This is a genomic window from Chloracidobacterium sp. (genome assembly GCA_016716305.1).
GTDB lineage: Bacteria > Acidobacteriota > Blastocatellia > Pyrinomonadales > Pyrinomonadaceae > OLB17.
In genome coordinates this window covers 74,519-98,836 of sequence record JADJWP010000001.1, presented here as the reverse complement: position 1 = coordinate 98,836, position 24,318 = coordinate 74,519, and the positions used below count along the sequence as shown (strand labels likewise).

General features: G+C 52.9%; 19 protein-coding genes. 12 read left to right on the top strand and 7 right to left on the bottom strand.

Annotation, left to right across the window (positions count from 1 at the left end):
• The first annotated feature begins 1 nt into the window (after position 1).
• From mutL to IPM28_00355, 10 genes are all read left to right on the top strand, one after another.
• Positions 2-1,990: a DNA mismatch repair endonuclease MutL gene (gene mutL / locus IPM28_00400; protein ID MBK9171457.1), complete on the top strand. Its 1,989-nt coding sequence runs from the start codon at positions 2-4 to the stop codon at positions 1,988-1,990.
• Positions 1,991-2,155: 165 nt separating this feature from the next.
• On the top strand, positions 2,156-3,355 hold the full coding sequence (locus tag IPM28_00395) for an ROK family transcriptional regulator (protein ID MBK9171456.1): 1,200 nt from the start codon (positions 2,156-2,158) through the stop codon (positions 3,353-3,355).
• Positions 3,356-3,552: 197 nt separating this feature from the next.
• Positions 3,553-6,513, top strand: a complete 2,961-nt coding sequence (locus tag IPM28_00390; protein ID MBK9171455.1) for a TonB-dependent receptor — start codon at positions 3,553-3,555, stop codon at positions 6,511-6,513.
• Positions 6,514-6,744: 231 nt separating this feature from the next.
• Positions 6,745-8,424 carry a sodium:solute symporter gene (locus tag IPM28_00385; protein MBK9171454.1) on the top strand — a complete coding sequence of 560 codons (1,680 nt, stop codon included), beginning with the start codon at positions 6,745-6,747 and terminating at the stop codon, positions 8,422-8,424.
• Positions 8,405-11,146: a PIG-L family deacetylase gene (locus IPM28_00380; GenBank protein MBK9171453.1), complete on the top strand. Its 2,742-nt coding sequence runs from the start codon at positions 8,405-8,407 to the stop codon at positions 11,144-11,146. The genes IPM28_00385 and IPM28_00380 overlap by 20 nt, the downstream gene beginning before the upstream one ends.
• On the top strand, positions 11,143-12,612 hold the full coding sequence (gene argH, locus IPM28_00375) for an argininosuccinate lyase (protein ID MBK9171452.1): 1,470 nt from the start codon (positions 11,143-11,145) through the stop codon (positions 12,610-12,612). The genes IPM28_00380 and argH overlap by 4 nt, the downstream gene beginning before the upstream one ends.
• A gap of 220 nt (positions 12,613-12,832) precedes the next feature.
• Positions 12,833-13,123 carry a chorismate mutase gene (locus IPM28_00370; GenBank protein MBK9171451.1) on the top strand — a complete coding sequence of 97 codons (291 nt, stop codon included), beginning with the start codon at positions 12,833-12,835 and terminating at the stop codon, positions 13,121-13,123.
• Complete coding sequence (locus IPM28_00365) at positions 13,120-13,674, top strand: hypothetical protein (protein MBK9171450.1); 555 nt, start codon at positions 13,120-13,122, stop codon at positions 13,672-13,674. The genes IPM28_00370 and IPM28_00365 overlap by 4 nt, the downstream gene beginning before the upstream one ends.
• A gap of 15 nt (positions 13,675-13,689) precedes the next feature.
• Positions 13,690-14,568 (top strand): 3-deoxy-7-phosphoheptulonate synthase, encoded by an 879-nt coding sequence (aroF, locus tag IPM28_00360; protein MBK9171449.1) that lies wholly within the window; start codon positions 13,690-13,692, stop codon positions 14,566-14,568.
• 50 nt (positions 14,569-14,618) lie between these two features.
• Positions 14,619-15,458: an ion transporter gene (locus IPM28_00355; protein MBK9171448.1), complete on the top strand. Its 840-nt coding sequence runs from the start codon at positions 14,619-14,621 to the stop codon at positions 15,456-15,458.
• A gap of 2 nt (positions 15,459-15,460) precedes the next feature.
• Here IPM28_00355 and IPM28_00350 read toward each other — a convergent pair whose 3' ends face one another.
• The 7 genes from IPM28_00350 to IPM28_00320 all read right to left on the bottom strand — a co-directional run bounded on the left by IPM28_00350 (position 15,461) and on the right by IPM28_00320 (position 21,931).
• The gene (locus IPM28_00350) at positions 15,461-15,967 is read right to left on the bottom strand and encodes an acetyl-CoA carboxylase biotin carboxyl carrier protein subunit (GenBank protein ID MBK9171447.1); all 507 of its coding nucleotides are present in this window, start codon (positions 15,965-15,967) and stop codon (positions 15,461-15,463) included.
• 60 nt (positions 15,968-16,027) lie between these two features.
• Positions 16,028-16,687 (bottom strand): peroxiredoxin, encoded by a 660-nt coding sequence (locus IPM28_00345; GenBank protein MBK9171446.1) that lies wholly within the window; start codon positions 16,685-16,687, stop codon positions 16,028-16,030.
• A gap of 84 nt (positions 16,688-16,771) precedes the next feature.
• Positions 16,772-18,097 (bottom strand): HlyC/CorC family transporter, encoded by a 1,326-nt coding sequence (locus IPM28_00340; protein ID MBK9171445.1) that lies wholly within the window; start codon positions 18,095-18,097, stop codon positions 16,772-16,774.
• Positions 18,098-18,144: 47 nt separating this feature from the next.
• Positions 18,145-18,873 carry a 6-phosphogluconolactonase gene (gene pgl / locus IPM28_00335; protein ID MBK9171444.1) on the bottom strand — a complete coding sequence of 243 codons (729 nt, stop codon included), beginning with the start codon at positions 18,871-18,873 and terminating at the stop codon, positions 18,145-18,147.
• Entirely contained in the window at positions 18,870-20,405 is a 1,536-nt protein-coding gene (gene zwf, locus IPM28_00330; protein MBK9171443.1) for a glucose-6-phosphate dehydrogenase, read from the bottom strand. Before zwf ends, pgl begins: the two co-directional genes overlap by 4 nt.
• A 129-nt stretch (positions 20,406-20,534) precedes the next feature.
• On the bottom strand, positions 20,535-20,966 hold the full coding sequence (ybeY, locus tag IPM28_00325; protein ID MBK9171442.1) for an rRNA maturation RNase YbeY: 432 nt from the start codon (positions 20,964-20,966) through the stop codon (positions 20,535-20,537).
• Positions 20,963-21,931: a PhoH family protein gene (locus IPM28_00320; protein ID MBK9171441.1), complete on the bottom strand. Its 969-nt coding sequence runs from the start codon at positions 21,929-21,931 to the stop codon at positions 20,963-20,965. Before IPM28_00320 ends, ybeY begins: the two co-directional genes overlap by 4 nt.
• 221 nt (positions 21,932-22,152) lie before the next feature.
• Between IPM28_00320 and atpD the strand changes: the two genes are divergently transcribed.
• The gene (gene atpD / locus IPM28_00315) at positions 22,153-23,664 is read left to right on the top strand and encodes a F0F1 ATP synthase subunit beta (GenBank protein MBK9171440.1); all 1,512 of its coding nucleotides are present in this window, start codon (positions 22,153-22,155) and stop codon (positions 23,662-23,664) included.
• A gap of 77 nt (positions 23,665-23,741) precedes the next feature.
• Entirely contained in the window at positions 23,742-24,146 is a 405-nt protein-coding gene (atpC, locus tag IPM28_00310) for an ATP synthase F1 subunit epsilon (GenBank protein ID MBK9171439.1), read from the top strand.
• Positions 24,147-24,318: the final 172 nt, after the last annotated feature.

Genomic DNA, 24,318 nt, shown 5'->3' with positions numbered 1-24,318 from the left:
CATGAACAAGATCCGCGTTCTTTCAGACAATCTCGCCAATCAGATCGCGGCAGGCGAGGTCGTTGAGCGACCCGCTTCCGTAATAAAGGAACTTGTCGAAAATTCGATCGATGCCGGTGCCTCACGGATAAAGATCGAAATAGAACTGGGCGGCCGGCGTTTGATGCGAATAAGCGACGATGGCGAGGGAATGGAACGCGACGATGCGATCTTGTGCTTCGAGCGTCACGCAACGTCTAAGATACGCGAACTGGACGATCTTGGGCGTATCGTCACGCTTGGGTTCCGTGGTGAGGCTCTTGCGTCCATCGCATCGGTGGCAAGAGTCGAGCTATTGACGAACACCGATGCCGATAAACCGGCAACGCGTGTTGTAATCGAGGGAGGAAGGCTGCTGGATGTAAAAGATGCGGCGCGGCCGGTCGGGACAACCATCACAGTGCGCGACTTGTTTTTCAATACGCCTGCGCGCCGTAAGTTCATGCGGTCGGAGGCTACTGAAAATTATCACATTACCCTTATCGCCACGCATTACGCTCTTGCGCACCCGGATATTGCGTTCACCCTGATGAACAATGGGAGGGAAACGATCTCTGCCGCTCCTGCAAAGGATCTAAAAGAGCGTGCGTTTCAGATCTTTGGCAGCAGTCTTATGGAGAGCCTGATCCCCGTTTCGGGCGGGCGAGACCATGTTGCAAGGGTCTCAGGGTTCATTTCGGCACCCCGCGAGCGGCGGACCAATCGCGACTCACAGTACTTTTTTGTGAACCACCGCTTTGTTCGTGATAAAACGATCGCCGAGGGGCTGCGTGAAGGGTTTCGTTCGGTCCTTCCGAACGGCGTGTATCCAGTCGCATTTCTTTTTCTTGACCTTCCACCGGAAGAGATCGATGTAAATGTCCATCCGGCGAAGACCGAGATCCGTTTCAGACGAAGCGAAGCGGTAAAGGACGTGATCGGTGAATCGGTACGAATGTCTCTTGCCCAAGCCGGTTTCCTTGCCGAAGATGAAACCAGGCCTGAGCGGCTGGATGCATTCATGAGTCCGACGGAAAGGACCTCTGATCCGCCGCTCGCGGATGGAGCGACCTCGTTTGGTCCCGGTACTGCTTTTGCAGGCAGCGGGGCTCCGATCGAGCGAACTGACGATGTGTCCAAAGACACGATGGGAAAGGAACTGACGACCGAAGAACCGCCCTCAGGCCTTTTTGGTGATGCGTTGGTTGATATTGCTCCCGCCTCTCTCGTGTTTGAGCAGATCGCCGAGACACGCCGTATTTTCGATCATGAGACGATAACGGCGATCGAAGAACCGCCTCCGGCGCGTTCCGCCAGATCAGAAAATCGGGCTCTCCCGCCGGTTGATTCGGCAGAGCGGATCGTTTCGACTGCTGAGATCGATGAGGTCAGATATTCGAAGATCCGGCCGATCGCACAGCTTCACGATAGCTTCATAATCGCCGTCGACGACGAAGGAATGCTGCTGATCGATCAGCACGTTGCTCACGAAAGAATACTCTTCGATAAATATCGAAAGCAGGAAACCGACCGGCCGATCGAATCGCAAAATCTCTTGCTGCCCGAAACCGTCGATCTGACGCCAGCTCAGGCAGAAGCCTTCCAGCTCGTTGAGGCGGACCTTGCCTCGCTTGGCTTCGGAACCATGCGGCTTTCGGGGCGAACTATTGCGATCAAGTCCATACCGACCGATCTGCCTGCCTCCGAGGCACGCAATCTGTTCAGTGAAATACTTGATACGGTCGAACTCGAAAGTCGTGGGTCCGCAAAATCGAGCCTTCGCGACGATATCGCAGCCAGCCTCGCATGCAAGGCCGCGGTCAAAATAAACATGTCGCTAAGTCCGGAAAAGATGCAGTGGCTTATCGACCGGCTGCTCGTTACGTCATCGCCGACCACATGCCCCCACGGACGTCCTGTGATCCTTCGCTTGACCATGAAAGATATCGAGCGCGGATTTCAGCGTACTTAGATCTTCGAATTCCGTTACAGACCGCAAACGCCCGTTCAGGAGCGTTAAGAAAGATCGCACCGCGATGAAGTTAGTCTTGACTTCCGACAAAGTGCGGAGTAAATTCTGTTTTGCGGAGCATTCGACCTTTACTAGTCAGTAATATGCAGTGATCGTGTTAGGCCAATGAAGAGAATAAACTTACAGCGAGCGAAGTCACAGATCGCCAGGCCAAACACGATACGTGACATAAACAAACAGATCGTTTTGAATTATGTCCGCGACAGAGCTCCGATCTCGAGGGCTGAGATCGCAAGGGAAACCGCACTACACCGATCGACCGTTTCCGTCATCATCGACGAACTGCTTGCTGTCGAATTGATCGAAGAGATCGGCGTCGGCATTTCTTCCGGCGGACGTAAACCGACATTATTCAAGCTGAAATCGAATAAACCGCTTGCTATCGGCATTGACCTAACGCCCCGAATAACGACGATAGCTGTTGCCGACCTCGCTGGGCAGGTCATGGAGAAGGAGTCGTTTTCGACCTCGCCTGATATCGAGTTCATGACGAACCAGATACTCGATCGGGTCAAGCGGTTGGCGGATAAATACGACGGCTGCGGATTAGAGATCGGAATGAGCGTTCCGGGGCTCGTCGATCAACGACTCGGTAAGATCTTTCACATTCCATACTTCGACTGGCGGGACTGGAACATTTGTCAGAAGATCGAACAACTGACCAATTTACGCGTAACGGTCGAAAACGATGCGAACGCCACAGCATTGGCAGAATTGTGGTTTGGGCCTGAAAAACTGAGAAAAACAGACACATTCGTCATGGTCCTCGTCGGCGAGGGAATCGGGACCGGTATCATATTTGACGGGCAGATCTTTCGCGGCGAGAAGGGCGCAGGCGGAGAATTCGGCCATATGATCGCCGGAAATGATGCTCCTGTTGAATGCTCCTGCGGCAGCCGGGAATGCTGGGAAGCATACGCCTCAGAGAAGGCGATCATCGAAAGGTACAAAAGGCATCTAAAAACGGATGATCTGAAACAAAACGATATGGACATCCGTGATCTGGTCGAACTGGCCCTGAACGGCGAAAAGCACGCCGTTCTTGCCCTCAAGGAGACGGCCCGGTTCCTTGGAGACGGAATATCGAACCTGATCGTAGGGCTTTCTCCTCAGGTGGTGATGGTCAGCGGTAAGATCACCAAAGCGTGGGATCTGTTTTCCGACGAGCTTTGCCGCGTTACCGATCGGAGTATGCTTGCCGGGTTGCCGCAAACCGTCCTTATGCCATCATCGTTGGGTGATTCGCCGACGCTGACCGGTGCCTTTGGCTTGGTCTTGGCAAGGAAGTTCGGCTCCGCAAGTTAGTTTGCAAGAAGGTCGCCTTGACTCTGGCGGCGGCGTATATTAAAACTTTGTTGGCAACTCCGACAAACAATTTGAAACCAAAGGGCGTCTTGGCCCGTTTCGATAAATATCGCCAGCAAAATTAGAGGTCGCTTTTCGAGAGTGCTAAAGTCGTGTTTTACGAAACGCAATAATTCAGTGCGAAGGAGAAAATAAAAATGCGCAGAACAATGACCATGAGCCGCTTCGCCGCGATGATCGTCGTCGCCGCGGCAGCTTTTCTTTTGGGGTCAGTTGAGATCGCCGGTCAATCGCAAGCGATCAACGGCCAGATAGAGGGGATCGTTACAGATGCCAACGGAGCTGCGGTTCCGAATGCAACGGTGACGATCCGTAATATCGAAACCGGTTCCGAGCGAACTTTGACAACTGACGCCGGCGGTGGCTATCGGGCGCCTCTCCTTCCACTTGGAACTTATCGCGTGACGATCGAGGCTCAGAATTTCAAGCGTCTCATCCGTGAGGGCGTTACGTTGACGACGGGCTCGACGGCGACCGTCAACGCGGCTCTTGAGGCCGGCGGCTTGGAGGAGACCGTGACGATCACGTCGGACGCCCCGATCGCTGACCCCGGCAAGATCGATGTCGGCCGCGTTATGAACGCACGCGAGGTCCAGAATCTTCCGCTGGTTTCACGAAATCCATATAACTATGCACTTCTTCAGGCGAATGTAACGGGCCGGCCGAATGTCGAGTTCGGCGTTCCGCGTATCAACGCGAACGGCTACACACGTCGCACAAATTATCAGCTTGACGGTAATAACAATACGCAGGCAGACCGCGGCGGCATTCGATTGATGCCGATCTCGGATACGTTCGTCAGTGAGGTCCAGCTTGTGACCAATGGTTTTTCGGCGGAGTTCGGCAATACACCCGGCTTGATCATGAACGCTGTTACGCCGTCGGGCACGAACGGCCTTCACGGGTCTGCGAGTTATCGTTTCCGCAGGACGGCAATGTCATCCCGTCCGTTCAACACTTCGCCGACGTCACAAAAGCCTGAAACGAAGGTCGACAACATTACGGGAGCCATCGGCGGGCCGTTCATCAAAGATCGATGGCATTTTTACGGAGGGTATGAATGGGTCGAACGCGATCTGGCAGGCGAACCGCAACGCGTTATCACGATATCAGATGCGAACAAAGCGGCTTTGATCGCTGCCGGAGTGCCGGCAGGTGCGTTTCCTACAGCGATCCCGGCTTCGCAAAAGGTGAATTTCTTCATTTTTCGGACGGACGCACAGTTGAACGAAAACAATCGGCTATCAGGCAGATTCAATTACTTTAAGAACGTCTCGCCGAATAACATTGCCGGCGGCCTCAACACGCTTGAGCGGAGCATTACATTTGACGACAAGTCATATTCGGTCGGAGTCCAACTCGCTTCGATAATCAACTCTGAGATCCTTAACGAATTCCGATATCAGTACGCGAAGCGTGATTCGCGAAATATCGCTAACGAAAATTCAGCTTCCGGCATTAGCCTCGTGATCACAGGCGTAGCCAATTTCGGAGCTCCAGAAAATGACGACACGATCGCTCCGCTTCAAACCACGAATCAATTTCAAAACAATCTCACGTGGACGCGTGGCGATCATGTGATGAAATTTGGCGGCGGAATGAATCGGATCGACGACACACGACGATCGAATCAGTTTGCCCGCTACACGTTTCCGTCGATCGCGGCCTATGTATCGGCGCAGACCGGAATCGTTCAGACCGGTGCTACCTGCCCGAGTGGGGCGACCCGATGTTATACGAACTACGTTGAAGCGTTCGGAGAGCCCGGGATCGATTATCAGTCGACGTTTTGGAATTTCTTTGCTCAGGACGATTGGAAGGTAACTCGAAAGCTGAAGCTCAACTACGGGCTTCGGTACGATATCTACAATATCCCCGAGGCGTTCAGCGATTCGCCGTTCTCAGCCTCGCAGAGCTTCAAGGTCGACAAGAACAATTTTGCTCCGCGCCTGGGAATGGTCTATGCATTGCGCGACGGTGACCGCCCGACAGTGATCAGGGCTAGCGCGGGTATATATTTTGATACCGTCTATCTTGATTTCTATCAGCGTGCTTTGTTGAATAATGGCAGTCCGCGGCTGTTCAACTTCACCTTTGCACCGGCAACAGCTGGTTCACCGGCATTCCCGTCAACACTGGGCAGTCTGCCGCCCGGATCGGTCTTGCCTCAACAGAGCATTGAAACGATATCGCCCGATTTCGAGAATATGTACGCGATGCACTTCAATGCACAGCTCGAACAGGCGTTGACCGAAGACCTCTCATTTACGGTCGGTTTCATCCGCTCTGGCGGCAGACATATACCGCTGTACCGCAACATCAACCGGATAAATCCGACCGGGACACTGGCGGATGGCCGACCGATCTTCAGCAATACGGTCAACGCGACAACACGACTCGATCCGCGGTTCAACAACATCCTGATGGCTGAATCGGTCGGTAATTCGACCTACAACGCCCTTACGCTGCAATTGAACAAGCGGTTTTCTGCGGGCTTTCAATTTAGCGCAAATTATACTCTTTCGAAATCAGAAGATGACGCACCCGAGCAGAACCTGGTTGCGACCCAGATCGGCAATCTTGTAACGCAGGACCCGACCGACCGGTCGCGGGATTTTGGGCCGTCGCTTGCCGATCAGCGGCACACATTCGTCATGAGCTTTGTCGGCCGACCGCAGTTCAATTTCGAGAACAAGACCGTTCGGTATCTTGTGAATAATAACCAGTTCGGGATCATCGCTACGGCAAATAGCGGTGAGCGGTTCAATATCACAACTGCGACTGATGTGAATCTTGACGGATTTCTCGGTTCCGACAATCCGGTCGGTATCGGGAGAAATTCTGGTGTGACGCCGAATCAGTTCAACGTTGATTTTCGGTACTCAAGGTTCTTCAACTTCTCGGAACGCTTTCGCCTCGAAGCGTTCGGCGAGTTTTTGAATGTCTTTAACATAAACAGCGTCTTTCAAATAAACAGTTTGACTGTAACGACTGACGCGCTGGGCAACCCGACTCAGGCGCTGCCGACCCCGCAGAACCGACCTGTGACGTCGCTCGACAGCAGGCAGTTCCAGATCGGTTTCAAGTTCATCTTTTAGTCCTGATCGGTTTATTTCTGTCGGCACGTGAGCTTTATATTCAAGGTTCACGAGCCGGCAGACGTAATCACTTTTTACATGATGGGATCACACGAAACTAAGATCAACGAGCCCGTGGAAGAGCTGCCGGATGCCTGGTGGCACAAAGTGTACACGGCCGTTATTTTTACGACCATCGTCGTCATCCTTCTCCTCTGGGCATTCTCAAACCACTTTTCGAGTTAAGGCAAAATGAAGTTTCTCGATTGGGCGATCGTTGTCGGATATCTCGTTTACGTCATTTGGGATGGGATCCGAATGACGAAGAACAGCGGGAACGTCGAAGGCTATTTCCTCGCCAGCCGGAGCCTGCCCTGGTGGGCGGTCGGCCTTTCGGTCATGGCCACGCAACTGTCGGCCATCACCCTCGTCGGTACAACCGGGCAGGCCTATTCCGACGGCATGCGGTTCCTTCAGTTCTACTACGGACTTCCGCTGGCGATGGTGATCCTTTGTGTGACGGCGGTTCCTTTCTTTTACCGTGCGAAGGTCTATACGGCTTACGAATATCTTGAACGCCGCTTCGATGCAAAAACGCGGAGTTTGACGAGTTTCTTTTTCCTTCTATCACGCGGGCTTGGCGTCGGCGTGATCATTGCAGCACCGTCGGTCATACTTTCGATAGTGCTCGGATGGAGCGAGATCGCAACGATATTTCTTATCGGCCTTTCGACCACGATCTACACAATGGTTGGCGGTGTTCAGGCGGTGACCTGGACCGACGTCAAACAAATGGTGATCATATTTGTTGGGTTGTTCGTTGTACTAATGGTCATTGTTTCCCAGTTTCCCCCGAGCGTTTCCCTTATCGACGGTCTTTATCTTGCGGGATCGGTCGGCAAACTTGAGACGGTCAACACGAGCTTCGACCTCACAGAAAAATATACGATCTGGTCCGGTGTAATAGCGGCACTTTTCTTGTTTCTGTCATACTTCGGCTGCGACCAGAGCCAGGTGCAGCGGTTCCTTACCGCTAAATCGGTGAGCGAAGGCAGGACCTCGCTTTTGATGAGCGCCTTTCTTAAGATACCGATGCAGTTCATGATCCTGCTTATCGGTGTGCTTGTTTTCGTCTTTTACCAGTTTGCAACTCCACCGATGATCTTCAATTCCGTCGAAGAGGCGAAGGTCGAGAAGACTGTCGAGTACCAGCAGATCCGCGGACAGTATGAGGAAGTTCACGCAAAGCGTGAGTCAGCGGCCTTGGCGTTCGTCGAGTCCCAGAATGACCAGACGCGTCAGAATTACGTCGCGGCAGATCGGATGTTCAATGAAACCCGGAAAAAAGCGGTCGATCACGTAAAGGAAGCTACGGGTAACAAGACCTTTAACGACGTAAACTATGTGTTTCCCGTATTCGTTGTTCAGAACATGCCGATGGGCGTGATCGGGCTCATAATCGCCGCGATATTTGCCGCCGCGATGTCATCGATCTCCGCAGAGTTAAATGCTCTTGCGACCGCGACGACGATCGATTTTTATCGCAGGCATTTTAAGCCGAACGCGTTGGACGGCCACTATGTTGCGTTCGGCCGAATCGCGACGCTTGTCTGGGGCATCTTCGCGTGTATCGTGGCGATCTATGCCACCAATCTCGGTTCGCTTATTGAGGTAGTTAACAAATTCGGCTCGTTCTTTTACGGTTCGCTTTTGGGTGTTTTCGTATTGGCGATAGCGGTCAAACGAGCAAGGGCACGCGGAGCGTTTTTTGGGTTACTGTTCGGCGTGGCCTCGGTCTGGATCGCAAGCAGCTATACAAAGATCGAATTTCTATGGTTCAACGTCGTGGGTTGTCTGGTAACCGTCCTGGCCGGCTATTTGATCAGCCTTACCGTAACGGATGAGCCTGGCTATGAAGTGCCTGCAAACTAAGGGTGCTCAGATACTGATCATTATGTGCAATGTTTTTCGATTGTTTCGGGTGATACATACAACGCTCGCTAGCGTTGTGACAGTTTGTGTTTTGGCGGTTTCGTTATCACTTGCTTTGGCCGTTGATGCAAATGGACAGGTTCGTCCGATCTACGACCTGGGCGCGGCCGGCCTCGGGCAGAAGCTTCGACGGCTGCAAACGACCGCCAGCGCTATGCATACCGCGGCGCATCCGGATGACGAAGATTCGGGCTTGCTCGCTTACCTTGCAAGAAAGGAATCAGCCCGAACGGCCTACCTTTCATTAAACCGGGGCGACGGTGGTCAAAACGTCGTCGGCGAGGAACTATTTGAGGGGCTTGGAATCATTCGGACAGAAGAATTGCTTCAGGCAAGACGGCTCGATGGCGGCGATCAATTCTTCACGCGAACGATGGATTACGGTTTTTCGAAATCGCGTGACGAGGCAGCGAGACAATGGGGCGAAAGGCTTGTCCTCGGAGATATGGTCAGGGCTATCCGCCTCTATCGTCCGCTTGTCGTTATCTCGCGTTTTTCTGGTACGACCGCTGACGGGCACGGACAGCACCAACTCGCGGGCCATTTGTCGCCGCTTGCATTCAAGGCCGCGGGTGATCCGAACGAGTTTCCCGAACATTTTCGCGAAGGCCTCGAACCATGGAGACCTTTGAAGTTCTATCGGTCACAAGGATTCGTTGCGGACCCCAACAGCCCGCCGACACTTGTTCTCAATACCGGTGATTTTGACCATCTGATCGGGCGGTCGTACTTCGAGATCGCGATGGAGGGCCGAAGCCAGCACAAATCGCAGGAAATGGGCGTGCTGGAACTACGCGGACGGCAATCGTCAGGTATGCGGCTGATCGAATCGAATGTTCCGCTGGTCGAAAAGGAAACGAGCGTATTTGACGGAATCGATACCTCGATAAAGGGGATCGCAAAGCTCACGAACAACTCCGAAGAAAGATTTTTGGCCCAACTTGCAGAACTGCAGACCACCGCCGAATTAGCTCTATCAAGCTATGATGTCTACCAACCCGAAAAGCTATTACCTATCCTGGCAAGAGGATTGAAGCAGGCCAGGGATGCGGAGCTTTCAACCCGCAATCCCGCTTCAAAGGCGATGCTGCGGCAGAAACAGAAAGAGTTTGCCGATGCACTCAAAATGGCGGCAGGCGTGGTCGTTGATGCGTTGTCTAATTTGGAAAAGATCAATCCGGGCGGTACAGCCGAGATCGGGGTCAGGGTGTTCGCTCCGGAGGGCTCTGCGATCGTAGTCAAGAAGACGGAAGTGAAGGCACCTGCGGGATTCACCGTTGCCAGTATCGAAGAACCAAAACTTCCGCCCTCGACGAGCTTTCGGCCGAGAAACGAGACTGCCTTTAACGCTTCGTTCTTTAGGGTAAGCGTACCGAATAACGCCGTCCCAACTCAGCCGTACTGGATGCAGTCCGACCGCAAAGGAGCAAGTTTCGATTGGGAGAATGCCGGAGAGGCAAAGAGCTATCCGTTCGCGCGACCCCTTCTCATCGCAAACGCAGTTATTGAGATCGGCGGGCAAGAGGTCGAGATAAGCCGTGAGGTGCAGTACCGATATGCGGATGATATCAGAGGCGAGATCAGACGATCTGTAAACGTCGTTCCCAAAGTCACCATCGGACTAGAGTCAGACCTGTTGATCGCTCCGGTATCTGTGGAAGCCCGGACCTACAAGGTCGTCACTACAGTAACGAATAATTCACCTGCGGCGGTCTCTGGTTCGGCCGGGTTGGATGTACCCTCGACATGGACGGTCACGCCGAACCGAACTGATTTCAACCTTGCCAGAAACGGCGACAAAACGGCATTCACGTTTCAGGTTACGATCCCTGCGAAATATCGCGTCGGATCGTACAAGATAATGGCGAATGCCACGGTGGGTGATCTCAGGCATTCGCAAACGATGCAGGAGATCGCATATCCGCATATTCAGACTCATCGCGTTTTCCGTCCGGCGGCTATCACTGCACATGTTCTCGATCTGAAGGTCGACGCACTGAAGGTCGGATATATCATGGGCAGCGGCGATAAGGTCCCTGAAGCTCTTCGCCGGATCGGGACCGACGTGACGATGCTCAGCGAAAAAGACCTTTCGACCGGTGATCTATCGCAATTCGACACGATAGTCGTTGGGATCCGGGCGTCACAGACCCGGCCCGACTTTGTTGCGAATAATGGCAGGATACTGGAATTTGCCAGGAACGGCGGCACGCTGATCGTTCAGTACCAGCAGCACGAATACGTTCAGAATAATCTGCAGCCGTTCCCGGCAAGTATGACCGGCGTGACTCGCGGCAATCAGCGCATTTCGAACATGCGTGTGACCGATGAGAACGCAAAGGTCAATATACTCGTTCCCGACCACCCTGTTTTCAACTATCCGAACAAGATCGTCGACAGCGATTGGGACAATTGGGTTCAGGAGCGGAACCTCTATTGCTTTACCGAATTTGACAGCCGCTACACGCCTTTGCTTGAGTCGCACGACGAAGGTGAAGATGAAGGAAAGGGCGGAATGCTGTACGCCCGACTCGGCAAAGGGCACTACATTTATACTTCGTACTCCTGGTTCAGACAGCTGCCAGCCGGTACACCGGGTGCTTACCGGATGTTCGCAAACATGATCAGCCTGCCGAAAGCGAATTTCAAAACCGACCAATGAACGAAAAATTTCCTGCCAAGGGTTACAAGGACAACGTACTTTCTGACTGCTTTGCTGACGCCAAAAAGTATTTTCTTGACGCATATTATCGCGTCGATCTTGCTCATGCGGTCATGCTCGGCGAGCAGAAGATCATATCGTCGGACGAGCTTCGCGAGATCCTGAAAGCACTCCTCAAGCTCGATTTTCAAGCTATCCGGGCGAGAGAATATGACGGCACGTTTGAGGATGTTTTCTACCTCCTTCAGCAGGAACTTGCAAAAAACTGCGACAAAGACACGGCAGGGAAACTGCATACCGCCCGCAGCCGCAACGATATCGATGTCACGATCTATCGGCTTCGTTTGCGTGAGGATTGTCTGATCCTCTTAAGGTCAGCGATGGATCTCCGCAAGGTGTTTCTCGACCTTGCGGCCGAACATCATGAATCGCTGATGCCCGCATACACCCATACCCAGCCTGCTCAACCGACGACTCTCGCTCACTATCTGCTCGCGATGGCCGAGAATCTGGGCCGCGACATCGTAAGGCTACAGCGGGCATTCGAGAATATGAACCGGTGCCCGCTTGGTTCCGGAGCAATAACGACATCGGGCTTTCCGATCGATCGACACCGTGTTGCCCAGCTGCTCGGATTCTCAGAGCCAACCGTGAATTCGTACGGCTCGATCGCGTCGGTCGATTATTTCATCGAAACGCTGGGCGGCGTGAATACGATGCTTGTCAACATCGGCAAATTCGCACAGGAATTCATGCTCATGGCGATGGTCGAGTTCAACGCGATCCGGCTCCCGGATGGCTACGTGCAGGGATCATCGATAATGCCGCAAAAGCGTAATCCCGTTGCTCTCGAGCATATTCGGGCGATCGGGAGCAAGGCGCTCGGTCAATCGATGGGTGTGATCACCGCCGTTCACAATACTCCTTTTGGTGACATAAATGATGTTGAGGACGACCTTCAGCCGCTGATCTATTCGGCCATCCGCGACGCAAATCGTTCAGTGAGTTTGTTCGCTCACACGTTAAGGTCCGCAACATTTAATCTCGAGAGTTTGCGAAAGCGCTCGGCTGAGAATTTCATTGCTGTCACGGAACTGGCCGATACGATCGTCAGAACAGAGAATCTCCCCTTTAGCGTGTCGCACGACATCGTCGGAAGATCGGTACGAGCGGCGATCGAAGCAGGGACGGGCGTCACTTACGAGATCATGCAAGAAGCTGCGGACGCGGTGCTCGGACACGACTTGTCGCTTACTGAAGACGAGCTGACAGCAGCCATCTCGCCGGAGAATTTCGTTAACATTAGAACGATCTACGGCGGCCCGGCTCCATCCGAAACCCGACGGGCGCTTGGAGTCGAACGCGAGAATGAGACGCGTGATGACGCCTGGTTCAATGCGACCCGGAAGACGATAGAGGATGCGGCGGCCGAGCTTGATCGATTGATCAAACAAATAACCGAATGAGAGGATATTGACAGCTTCACATCTATCGGCTAGTATTATAGAAACCGGAAGATCATAATCAGATCAATGAACGTCTATCCAACAAATTTTAGCAGCTTTTACTTTTTCAGTGACGCGGCTGAGATTTGGTCGGATGTGAGATAAGTTTCTTTACAAAAACCAAAACGAAGCCGTGAACATCATCAGGTTCACGGCTTTTTTATTTCAGTGGGAAAGCAAAATGAAACTACATGAATGCCGTGATGCGATCGACAGTATCGACGTTCAGTTGCTTGGCCTTTTGAACCGCCGGGCTGCGATAGTCAAAGAGATCGGGTTGCTAAAGCGTCAAGCCGGGATACCGGTTGCCGATCATCAACGCGAGATTTACGTAACGCAACGCATAATCGAACAAAACCCGGGCGATCTTTGCGACGAGGCTGCGATCAGGATCTTTCGCGTAATTCTCGAAGAATCCCGAACGATTCAACGAGACATCTTTGCCGCGACGAAGATTGCAGAGGCCGCATGATACCACGCGTCGCAATACAGGGAATAAAGGGCTCGTATAGCGAAGAGGCCGCGGCTGGGTTTTTCGAAAGCGAATTCTCGCTGGTCGAGTGTTCCGACTTTGATTCAGCATTTTCCGCAATAACGAGCGGTGACGCCGACCGCCTGGTCGTCCCTGTCCGCAACCAGATCGTCGGCGAGATCTCGATCGTGACTCAACTTATCCGTAAATTCGGTCTGAAAAAGATGTCGGAGATCGTCCTGACCATAGATCACGTTCTGGCGGCCGCGGTAGGCATGGAGTTCGCGAACGTCCGTTATGTAAGTTCTCATGTCGAAGCGCTGAGGCAATGCAGCGACTTCTTTTCTCAATTTCCTCAGATAGCTCAGATCACGGGCAAAGATACGGCATCGTGTATGCGTGCCGCAGTACGATCCAGACGCGACGGCCGCGCGGCTATCGGGAGCCGTCGCGCGGCGGAGATCTACGGAGCCGAAGTACTTTGCGAGAACATCTCGAACGCTAAGGAGAACCATACAACGTTCCATTTATTGTCAAGCAATACGAATTAACAAAGGAAGATAACTATGTTGGATACATGGAGTTCGAGGGAAAGCGTTTCAGCGGATAACCAACAGGAAACGGGAATCGATTCATCGTCGCACCGTGCCGATCGGAAGGCCGTCGTTTGGGTGAAAGAGGTGGCGATCGGCGGTGATGAAGCGGTCGTTATTGCGGGCCCCTGTTCGGTCGAAAGTCAGGAACAGATAATGGCGACCGCTCGCGCAGTCAGGCGTTCGGGCGCGAAAATGCTCCGAGGCGGGGCATTCAAACCGAGGACATCACCACATGATTTCCAGGGACTCGGTATACGAGGCCTCGAACTGCTTCGCGAAGCCGGGGACGCCGTCGGTATGCCGGTCGTGACCGAGGTGATGAGCGAGGACGACATTTCGGTCGTTGCTAAGTTTGCCGATATGATCCAGGTCGGGGCGCGAAATATGCAAAACTTCGCACTGTTACGTAAACTCTCAAAGCTAAGCACGCCGATCTTGCTAAAACGCGGGCCCGCAGCTACGGTCAAGGAATGGCTGGCAGCTGCTGAGTATCTGCTCCACGGTGGAAATGAGCAAGTCGTTCTATGTGAACGCGGGATCAGGAGCTTTGATAGCAGCCTCCGGAACACGTTGGATATTGCGGCGGTAGCGTTGGTAAAGGAACTTTCGCATTTGCCGGTGATCGTGGATCCGTCGCACGCCACAGGCAGACGAAGCATCATCGGCGTATGCGCGAAAGCGGCGATCGCTGTCGGAGCTGACGGTGTCATTGTCGAAGTGCATCCCAAACCTGAAAATGCAATGTCGGACGGCGAGCAGTCGTTAACCTTCGATGACTTTGACGAACTGATGGAGGGTCTGCGTAAGCCGATCCGCCGTATCGCCAGCGATTCCGCACCGAACATTTGAAGTCAACCTCGGCTCCAAATAGCAACTGCGGTGCTTTTTATCGAAAAGTATTGTTAAATAGCTTCGTGCCAAAGGAATTCAAAGAACCGGCTGAGTCCGGCTGGCGTCAAAGGGTCTACGAGGTTGTTTTCGAAGCGGAGACAAGGCCGGGAAAGCTTTTTGATATTTCGCTTATCGTTCTGATCCTGTTGAGCGTTGCAGCCGTTTTTCTCGAAAGCGTTCGCTCGGTAAGGGAAGTCTACGGACCGGAACTGTATGCGGCCGAATGGGCCTTTACCGTTCTTTTTACGATCGAGTATGTTCTTAGGCTCGTCTCGGTCCGGCGGCCATGGCGGTACGTTTTCAGTTTTTATGGGCTGGTCGACCTGCTCGCGATTTTGCCGACATACCTCAGCCTGGTGTTTCCCGGCACACAGTATTTGCTGTCTATTCGGATACTGAGGCTTTTGCGTATTTTCCGCATTCTGAAACTCTCGTCTTATATCTCAGAAAGCCGTGTCATCATCACAGCGTTACAGGGCAGTAAACGTAAGATCAGCGTGTTTCTCGTCGCGATACTCACGATCGTGACCGTTGTTGGATCTTTGATGTACGTCGTAGAAGGCGAAGAAAACGGCTTTACAGATATTCCGACCAGCGTCTATTGGGCTATCGTAACTTTGACGACAGTCGGGTACGGCGACCTTTCGCCGAAGACGGGGTTAGGCAAGTTTCTGGCATCTTGTGTGATGATAATGGGGTACGGGATCATTGCTGTACCAACGGGCATCGTAACGGGTGAATTGATCAAGGCTGCGAAGTCGGCGTCGACGCACGTCTGTCCGGAATGTCACGCCGAGCCACACGACATCGATGCGATCCACTGCAAATACTGCGGAGCAAAGCTCTGACGTTATCCGATCACCGCGAGTACATCGCCGGCCGAAACTGTTTGTCCTTCAACTACCCGGATCTCTTTGATCACTCCTGGCCTAGGTGCCTTTAGATCGTTCTGCATTTTCATCGCTTCTACGACCATCACCGCATCACCGCTATCAACATTAGCCCCGACATCCATGATGATCCGGACAACCTTTCCAGGCATCGCCGTTCTAAGCTCCGCCACGCCGTCGGTACTCGCCCCTGCGATCGCCGATCCGCGAAGCCGTTTCGGGTCAGTTATCGAGACTTCAAAAGTCGCTGTACCTGATGAGACCCTGGACACTTCAATGCCCTGCGTGTTCGGTGCAACGAAAAATTCATGAACGCGTCCCGCGTGTCTCATCAAATAAACATTCGTCTCTGGCGCCGACACCTCGAGTTCGTATTCGCGGTCGTCAACACGAGCAAAAACACGCTCACCCTCACGTCGCACTTCGACCTGAATCGATTCATTGCCGACCGTTGCACTTAGCTTCATTGTAAGTCGAAAAGAAAGCCCGCACTTCTGCACGGGCTGAATCCAATTCCTCTTGGTCCGCTACGCGGTATGGCCTTCGCCTTTAACTCTGTTCGGCTGCGGTGTTACGCGAAGATACGGTTTGATCTCTTTCCAACCGGCTGGGAATTTCTCTTTCGCCTGTTCGTTGGTCACGGTCGTACTGATGATACAGTCGTCGCCGTCCTTCCAGTTCACCGGTGTGGCAACACTGTAATTTGCAGTAAGCTGAAGCGAATCGATGACCCTAAGGAGTTCGTCGAAGTTTCGGCCTGTACTTGCAGGATAGGTCAGCATGAGTTTGACCTTTTTATCAGGGCCGATGACGAAAACCGATCGAACCGTAAGAGTGTCGTTGGCATTCGGATGGATCATGTCGTAAAGATCCGACACCTTTCGGTCGCTGTCGGCGATCATCGGGAAATTGACGGCTGTGCCCTGTGTCTCTTCGATGTCCTTTTCCCAGTCGAGGTGCGATTCAAGCGGATCGACGCTTAAGCCGATGACCTTCACGTTACGCTTATCGAACTCCGGTTTTAGTCTTGCGGCCATGCCGAGTTCGGTCGTGCAGACAGGTGTATAATCCTTCGGATGCGAGAACAGCACTCCCCAGCTATCGCCAAGCCATTCGTGAAAATTTACGGTTCCCTGGGTTGTTTCCGCCGTAAAATCTGGTGCTTCGTCACCAAGTCTTATTGACATATTTTCTTACCTCCAATGTTTACAACAGTATATCACCTGTTTGCCGGATGCCCACAGTACCAAGGCTTGGGCCGACGAGCCTGATCATTCATCCTGTGCTGCGTCGGTCTTTTCGATCATTTCGTCGTTTTGAATACGCGTGAGCCGCAATCGGTGAATTCTTTTTTCGTCGGCATCTAGCACCTCGATCGCTATTCCGTGAGCTTCGAGTTTCTCGCCGGTTCGAGGAATATAACCTGCCTCGCTTGTGACCATTCCGGCGATGGTAGTAAATTCGTCGTTTTCGAGTTCGATCTCGAACAGCCTTTCGATCTTGTCGATCTCGGTCGAGCCAAGGACGTCCCAATAGCCATCTTCGCTTTCGATTATTTCAACTATCTCTTCCTCCTCAATATCTTCGTCTTCGATCTCGCCGACGATCTCTTCGACAATATCCTCAAGACTGACGATTCCCGCAACGCCTCCGTATTCATCAATGACGATCGCGATCTGAACGTGTTCGACCTGCATACTCTTGAGCAGATCCGATGCTGATTTCGTTTCAGGGACAAAGTACGCGGGCCGCAGGATGTCGTCGATCAGCTGATCTTCCTTTGCAAGTGCCCATGCTTGCAGCAGGTCGCGTACGTAGATCACGCCTTCGATGTTGTCGATCGAGTCTCTGTATACCGGCAAACGGGAGTATTTCTGGTCAATTATCAGATCGCGCGCAGCCCTTATGGTCGAACCCACAGCGATCGCAACTATCTCTGTCCGCGGAGTCATGATCTCGCCCGCTCGAGTTAAACTGAATTCGACCATCGATTCGATCAGTTCGCGATCTTTCTCTTCGATTATGCCCTCAGCTTCACCGACCTCCATCAAGGCCTGAAAATCGTCCGCAGCGTCTTCGGATTTATCGTCGACACCATCGGGCGAGACCGACGAATCGATCTTCTGGACCTCCTTTGGCTTGAAAAGAACGGCGAACGGCGTCGACAGATACGCAACGACAGCGTACAGAGGCCGCAACGCCGGTAGAAGAAACAAAAGCTTTCTTTCGTTATTCGTGCGTATCAGCAAACGAGGTATCAACTGTCGGAATATTACCGTTGAAGCAAGAGCGATCAGCAGACCGAAGATCAGAACGCGAGTGACGTCCTGCGTGAATTCCAGGATCCCGATACTCACCAAGACCGTAAATGAGATAAGCAGCGTTTGAATGGTCGATGAAAGTACGAATTTGAATCGATTTCGATTCTCGAGTATCTCACGAAGAAATGCGGCCGAGGCGGGCCGGGCGGTCTCTTCGGATTCGGCCGAAAGCCTTCGTAATCCGAGATCAGAAAGGTTTGAAAAGGCCATGTCGACCGTCGCTACAAAAACCAAAGCGATCAGGATCGCAAGACCAACGGCTATTTCGATCTCCATACGGGTGCTGGAAAGAATGGTAAGTTGCCGGGTTTCGAAATGCAAATCTATCGTCCGGACACAAGCGATCCCGCTTCTTCATCCAGAAGCCAGGTGAGGCTGCCGCTTATCGGCCGGACGCCGCTCGCGGGGCATGTAATGGCGTCCGGTGGGCCAGCTATCGCTTTCATTACAGCCTTGGCTTTGCTCGCACCCGAGACAACAAAGAGAATCTCGCTCGATGCATTTATCGCCGGGAACGTCATCGTGAAGCGGATCTCTCCGAGCTGCGGCACCCAATTCGAAACGGCGAGACGATCGCATTCATTGATTGCCGCGGTATCCGGAAATAACGATGCGGTGTGACCGTCTTCGCCAATTCCCAGCAGACACAGATCGACAGGATCTTTCAGATCGATTAGCAAGCGGTCGTACCTATCCGCTGTTTCGACTGGATCAGCCAACTCGGTCATCCACCGATGAATATTCCCTGGCGGGATCGCCAGCGGTCCAAAAAGCGTCCTGTTCGCAAAACGGAAATTGCTTCGCTCGTCGTCGCTTTGCACGTTCCGCTCATCGCCGAATAGAAATACGACGCTTTCCCAAGCTATGCGGTTTCGATATGCTTCGGTCGCCAAAAGTGAATAAAGCGACTCGGGCGTCGAACCGCCTGAGAGAACGACGATGAACCGACTTCGTTCGCGGATCGCTCGAGCTCCGATATCAATGAACCGGTCGGCTGCCGACGCAAACAGGCTGTAGCGATCATTGAAAATTGTTATCTCGGGCCGGGTCATAGCTCGTTTGCGGACGACGGTAAATGTACGGTATTTTTCCAGGCCCTTCCGTCCTTTTGCAGCAACAATTCAGAATCCGCCGGACCCCATGTTCCCGATCCATAGTTCGGAAAGTCTCTGGGCGGTATGGCTGACCAAACGTCGAGGATCGGTGTGACGATGCCCCAACTCGATTCGACCATGTCCGCTCGTTGGAACAGCGTGGCATCGCCGATCATGCAATCGAAAAGCAATCTTTCGTAGCCCGTGGATATCTGCTCGCCGAAATGATCCACGTAGTTGAAATCCATATCGACCGAGCCCATTTTGACGATTGGGCCAGGTATCTTCGCACCAAAGTGGAGTGTGATGCCTTCGTCGGGCTGGATATGTATCTCGATGCGGTTCGTGGTCAGGCGTTCGATCGGCGTGTCTCGGAAAAGTACGAACGGTGCCTTTTTGAATTGGATGACGATACTCGAATGTCGGGTCGCCATCCGCTTTCCGGTCCTGACGTAGAAAGGGACGTCGGCCCAACGCCAGTTATCGATCGAAAGTTTCAGGGCTGCGAATGTCTCGACCGTCGAATCAGGTCTTACGCTTTCTTCCTTTCGATATTCCGGAGCCGCCTTGCCATCGATGACTCCATCGCCATACTGCCCGCGAACCGCGAACTGAAGTGCATCCTCAGCCGTAAAGAACTTCAAGGCCTGCAGGATCTTGGCTTGTTCATCGCGAACAGAATCGGCATCGAATGAGACCGGAGGTTCCATCGCAGTGAGCGTCAGTAACTGGAAAATATGGTTCGGGATCATATCCCGGAGTGCTCCGGCGGTTTCGTAATATCCACCGCGGCCCTCGACACCAAGTGTCTCAGCAACGGTGATCTGAACGTGGTCGATGTAGTTGCGGCTCCAGATCGGTTCGAAAATGCTGTTGCCGAAGCGAAACACCAACAGGTTTTGGACCGTTTCTTTGCCAAGATAATGATCGATGCGATAGATCTGTTTCTCTTTCAGTATCTTTAGCAGGTCGGAATTAAGTTTGCGCGCCGATTCCAGATCGCGGCCAAAGGGTTTTTCGAAAATGAACCGCCGCCAGTTTCCGTTCTCTTCCTTACCCAGGCCGTTCTTCACTATCTTTTGAGCGACGTTCGCGAACATCGACGGCGGGATCGCCATGTAATAAAAGAAATTCTCAGGTATCTCATGCGATGCACAAACGTCGCGAAGCATATCTTTAATGTCTGCAAAGAGCTTCTTGTCGTCGTTGAAATCGCCGCCGGTGTAATACGTTCGCGAGCAGAACCACTCTATCTGACCGTCGTCGCCGCGTGAACCGGCAAACTCTTTTAGGTTCTCGACCATCGCCGTCCTGAAATCCTCAGAGAGCATTTCCTGGCGGCCGACGCCGACGATCGCAAAGTTGTCCGGCATATGGCCGTCTTTTGCGAGATTGTAAAGGGCAGGGAAAAGCTTGCGTTTCGTGAGGTCGCCTGTGGCTCCAAAGATCACCATCACGCACGGGTCGGCAGTTTTTTGCGTTTCAGACATCAGGGAAATTTAACCACAAAGTGCACCAACGAGACAGAGGAAAGAACGGAAAGAAGGTCGAGAGATCTTTGGACCTCAATGAACGAGAAGCGTGCTGCCCATCGCTAGAATATCTTTGTGACTTTGTGGTTATGAAATGCCCAGCGCGTCACGTAGCTCAAGTTCGCGGGCGTTCATTTCGCCGCCGTCCGCTTCGTGATCGTAGCCGCACAGATGCAGCACGCCGTGCAGCATAAGCTGCTTTATCTCAAGCTCGAGCGAAAGCCCATTCTCGTTTGCCTGCTTCGCGGCCTGTTCGGCGGAAATAACGATGTCACCAAGAAAATGCTGCTCGTGCGTTTCGAATTCATCAGCCTCATGGGGGAAAGAGAGGACGTCAGTGGTCGAATCCTTTCCGCGAAACAACCGGTTCAGCTCGGTCATTCGTCGGTCTGAAACGAAAGCCACCGAAAACGTGCTGCCTTCGGCTTCGTTAACAGAGGCGGGCAGCGAATGGACAAAATCACGAAAATGCGAGGCCTGGATCTTTACTTTTCTCTGTAAATTTATGACGTCGATCATTCTGCGGCCTCAGATCGATCCGAATGCTCCTCATATGCCTTTACGATCATCTGCACGAGCTTGTGACGGACAACATCTTTTTCGGTGAAGTATACGAAATCGATGCCTTCGAGGTCGCGGAGTACGACCTCCGCTTCCTTGATGCCGCTCTTCTGGCCGCGAGGCAGGTCGATCTGCGTTTTGTCGCCGGTAACGACGGCCTTCGAGCCAAAGCCGATACGCGTCAGGAACATCTTCATCTGCTCGCTGGTCGTGTTCTGAGCCTCGTCCAGGATGATGAAAGCGTCGCTCAATGTGCGGCCACGCATAAAGGCGAGCGGTGCGATCTCGATGATGCGTTTCTCAAGCATCTTCGTTACCTTTTCAGCGTCAACGAGGTCGAACAGAGCGTCGTACAGCGGACGCAAATAAGGATCGACCTTGTCTTGCAGATCGCCGGGCAGAAAACCGAGGCGTTCGCCGGCTTCGACGGCGGGACGCGTCAGGATAATGCGGCTAACCTGTTTTTTGAACAATGCATCGACCGCCATCGCCACTGCAAGAAAGCTTTTTCCGGTTCCGGCAACGCCGATGCCGAACACGAGGTCGTTTGCGGCGATCGCATCTAGATATTTGCGTTGATTAGCTGTTTTCGGGGCAACGGTCTTTTTGCCGGAGGGGTTGAATCGCGATCTTTGAAAGTGATCTTTAAGAGTGTAGGCCCGATCCTCGGCGATCTGCTTGAATGCGTCCTTCAGCTCTTTATCGGTGAACGAGTTGCCCTCGCCAAACAACTCGCTGAAATCGTTCAGGATATTTTCGACAGTTTCGATGTCCTTCGGGTCGCCGTCGATCAACAATTCGTTGCCGCGTGCTCCGATGTTGACGTCCAGGAGAGATTCGAGATATTTGATGTTCTGGTCCTGAACACCGAAAAGCGTATTCAGTCCTTGTGGCGGTAGCTCTAACTTTTGAAGATTGCTCAAATAAAATGTCCCTGCTAATTGCTAATGCGAATACAAGATGAGGCTACAAGAAGCCTCAGTTGATGTCAATAAAACCTGCGGTCTCCCTAAAACGAACGCGTCAAGCCGCAAGGTTCGGTTTTTGCCTGGCGGCACTTTGCGGTTCAAGAAGCCGTTATGATATTCTTACTCCTTTGTTAAGCTAACGATTTCTCAACTATCACAGGAGCAATTTATTAAAAATGGCTAATAATGGAGACGTAAAGGTCGGTAAGGTTGTCCAGATCATCGGCCCGGTCGTCGACGTCGAATTTCAGGATTATCTTCCTTCAATTCATCAGGCACTTCGCATCACATCAGAAGGTTTCGATGTCGAGACCGCGGTCGACGTTGTTGCCGAGGTTCAGCAGCATCTTGGCGAAGGCCGTGTACGAGCGATCTCGATGCTGCCGACCGATGGTATGATCCGCGGAATGAAGGTCATCGACCTCGGCGGACCGATAACGGTTCCGGTTGGCGGGGCGACCCTGGGCCGCGTCATGAACGTCATCGGAGATCCGGTAGATGAGCTCGGAGCAGTCGAATCGGATACGCGTTACCCGATCCACCGTCATGCACCTGCGTTCGACGAACAGGCCACCGAGCTGGAAATGTTCGAGACCGGCATTAAGGTCATCGACCTCGTTCAGCCTTTTTTGCGTGGCGGTAAGATCGGCCTTTTCGGCGGAGCGGGCGTCGGAAAGACCGTACTGATCATGGAGTTGATCAACAACGTCGCGAAGGGCCGCGAAGGATTCTCGGTTTTTGCCGGAGTCGGTGAGCGTACCCGTGAAGGGAACGACCTGCTTCGAGAAATGGTCGAATCAAAGGTCATTACCTACGGCGACGCCTTTACACATAACTTTGAGGAGACCGGTGCATTCGATCTGAGTAAGGTAGACATGGAAGCGATCAAGGGCTCGAAAGTGTCGCTCGTCTACGGACAAATGACCGAGCCTCCGGGAGCACGTCTCCGCGTTGCGTTGAGCGGGTTGACGGTCGCAGAATATTTCCGCGATCAGGGCAACGACGTGCTTTTCTTTGTCGACAACATTTTCCGCTTCACACAGGCGGGTTCCGAGGTGTCGGCACTTCTCGGACGTATGCCTTCAGCAGTCGGATATCAGCCAAACCTTGCAACCGAAATGGGCGAGATGCAGGAACGCATCACCTCGACCAAGACCGGTGCTATCACGTCGATCCAGGCCGTTTACGTTCCGGCAGACGACTACACTGATCCGGCACCGGCGACGACCTTTGCCCACCTCGATGCCGTTACAGCACTTTCGCGTCAGATCGTTGAGCTGGGAATCTATCCGGCGGTCGATCCGCTTGCTTCGAACTCTCGAATCCTCGATCCGCAGATCGTTGGCGACGAGCACTACAATACGGCTCAGGAAGTCAAGCGTATCTTGCAGCGATACAAAGACCTACAGGACATCATCGCGATCCTGGGCCTCGATGAGCTTTCGGAAGATGACAAGCTGACCGTCGCCCGGGCACGCAAGATACAGCGTTTCTTCTCGCAGCCGTTCACGGTTGGCGAACAGTTCACAGGACTGAAGGGTGAATACGTTAAGGTCGAGGATACCATCAAAGGGTTCCGCGAGATCCTCGAAGGAAAGTGTGACGATATGCCGGAACAGTCGTTCTACATGGTCGGTACCATCGAACAGGCTCGTGATAAGGCCAAGAAGATGGCTGCTGCGGCATAACCGCAACGTACAGTTGATATGGGAAATGGAGGATCGCGAGTTCTCCATTTTCTATTCTCGAACATCGATTCTCAATTATGCTGAAACTCGAAATAGTAACGCCCGAACGCAAAGTCATCGACGCTGATGTCGATTCGGTAACCGTGCCAACGGCCTCGGGCGAAGCCGGGATAATGCCCGCTCATGCTCCGCTGATCTCGGCGTTGAAACCCGGGATAGTCACAGTGATCAACAAGGGAAATGCAGAGAAACTCGCTGTTTCGACGGGGTTCGTTGAGGTCAGCAACAATCGAGTATCGGTACTGACCGATGTTGCTGAAACGGCTGACGAGATCGATGCAGACAAGGCAAAGGCGGACAGAGCCGAGATCGAAAAAGAGCTTGCTTCGGTGGCCTCGGCGGCAGCCGAAGAGACGGAAGCGATCCGCGACCGGCTCGACCTGGCGAACGCCCGTATCGCTGTTGCTGCAAGCAAATATTAGATCTGAAACCGAGACGCGATTCGAGCCGGACCTTCGATGTCCGGCTTTTTCCGTTTTTAGGCTCCAGTACGCGGTTTCGGACCGTTATTTCCTGTTAAAAAAAAGTTAAGTTTTGCATCATTTTGCGCTTGATTTTGCTATGGGCCTCAGTTATCATCGCTGTCACTGAAAT

Bases quoted from the DNA above. Each gene is read 5' to 3' on its own strand.
- atpD (MBK9171440.1), top strand. From the start codon at position 22,153: ATGGCTAATAATGGAGACGTAAAGGTCGGTAAGGTTGTCCAGATCATC.
- IPM28_00370 (MBK9171451.1), top strand. From the start codon at position 12,833: ATGAAACTACATGAATGCCGTGATGCGATCGACAGTATCGACGTTCAG.
- mutL (MBK9171457.1), top strand. From the start codon at position 2: ATGAACAAGATCCGCGTTCTTTCAGACAATCTCGCCAATCAGATCGCG.
- IPM28_00340 (MBK9171445.1), bottom strand. From the start codon at position 18,097: ATGGAGATCGAAATAGCCGTTGGTCTTGCGATCCTGATCGCTTTGGTT.
- IPM28_00390 (MBK9171455.1), top strand. From the start codon at position 3,553: ATGCGCAGAACAATGACCATGAGCCGCTTCGCCGCGATGATCGTCGTC.
- IPM28_00350 (MBK9171447.1), bottom strand. From the start codon at position 15,967: ATGAAGCTAAGTGCAACGGTCGGCAATGAATCGATTCAGGTCGAAGTG.
- IPM28_00395 (MBK9171456.1), top strand. From the start codon at position 2,156: ATGAAGAGAATAAACTTACAGCGAGCGAAGTCACAGATCGCCAGGCCA.
- IPM28_00380 (MBK9171453.1), top strand. From the start codon at position 8,405: ATGAAGTGCCTGCAAACTAAGGGTGCTCAGATACTGATCATTATGTGC.
- IPM28_00345 (MBK9171446.1), bottom strand. From the start codon at position 16,687: ATGTCAATAAGACTTGGTGACGAAGCACCAGATTTTACGGCGGAAACA.
- argH (MBK9171452.1), top strand. From the start codon at position 11,143: ATGAACGAAAAATTTCCTGCCAAGGGTTACAAGGACAACGTACTTTCT.
- atpC (MBK9171439.1), top strand. From the start codon at position 23,742: ATGCTGAAACTCGAAATAGTAACGCCCGAACGCAAAGTCATCGACGCT.
- zwf (MBK9171443.1), bottom strand. From the start codon at position 20,405: ATGTCTGAAACGCAAAAAACTGCCGACCCGTGCGTGATGGTGATCTTT.
- pgl (MBK9171444.1), bottom strand. From the start codon at position 18,873: ATGACCCGGCCCGAGATAACAATTTTCAATGATCGCTACAGCCTGTTT.
- IPM28_00365 (MBK9171450.1), top strand. From the start codon at position 13,120: ATGATACCACGCGTCGCAATACAGGGAATAAAGGGCTCGTATAGCGAA.
- IPM28_00385 (MBK9171454.1), top strand. From the start codon at position 6,745: ATGAAGTTTCTCGATTGGGCGATCGTTGTCGGATATCTCGTTTACGTC.
- aroF (MBK9171449.1), top strand. From the start codon at position 13,690: ATGTTGGATACATGGAGTTCGAGGGAAAGCGTTTCAGCGGATAACCAA.
- ybeY (MBK9171442.1), bottom strand. From the start codon at position 20,966: ATGATCGACGTCATAAATTTACAGAGAAAAGTAAAGATCCAGGCCTCG.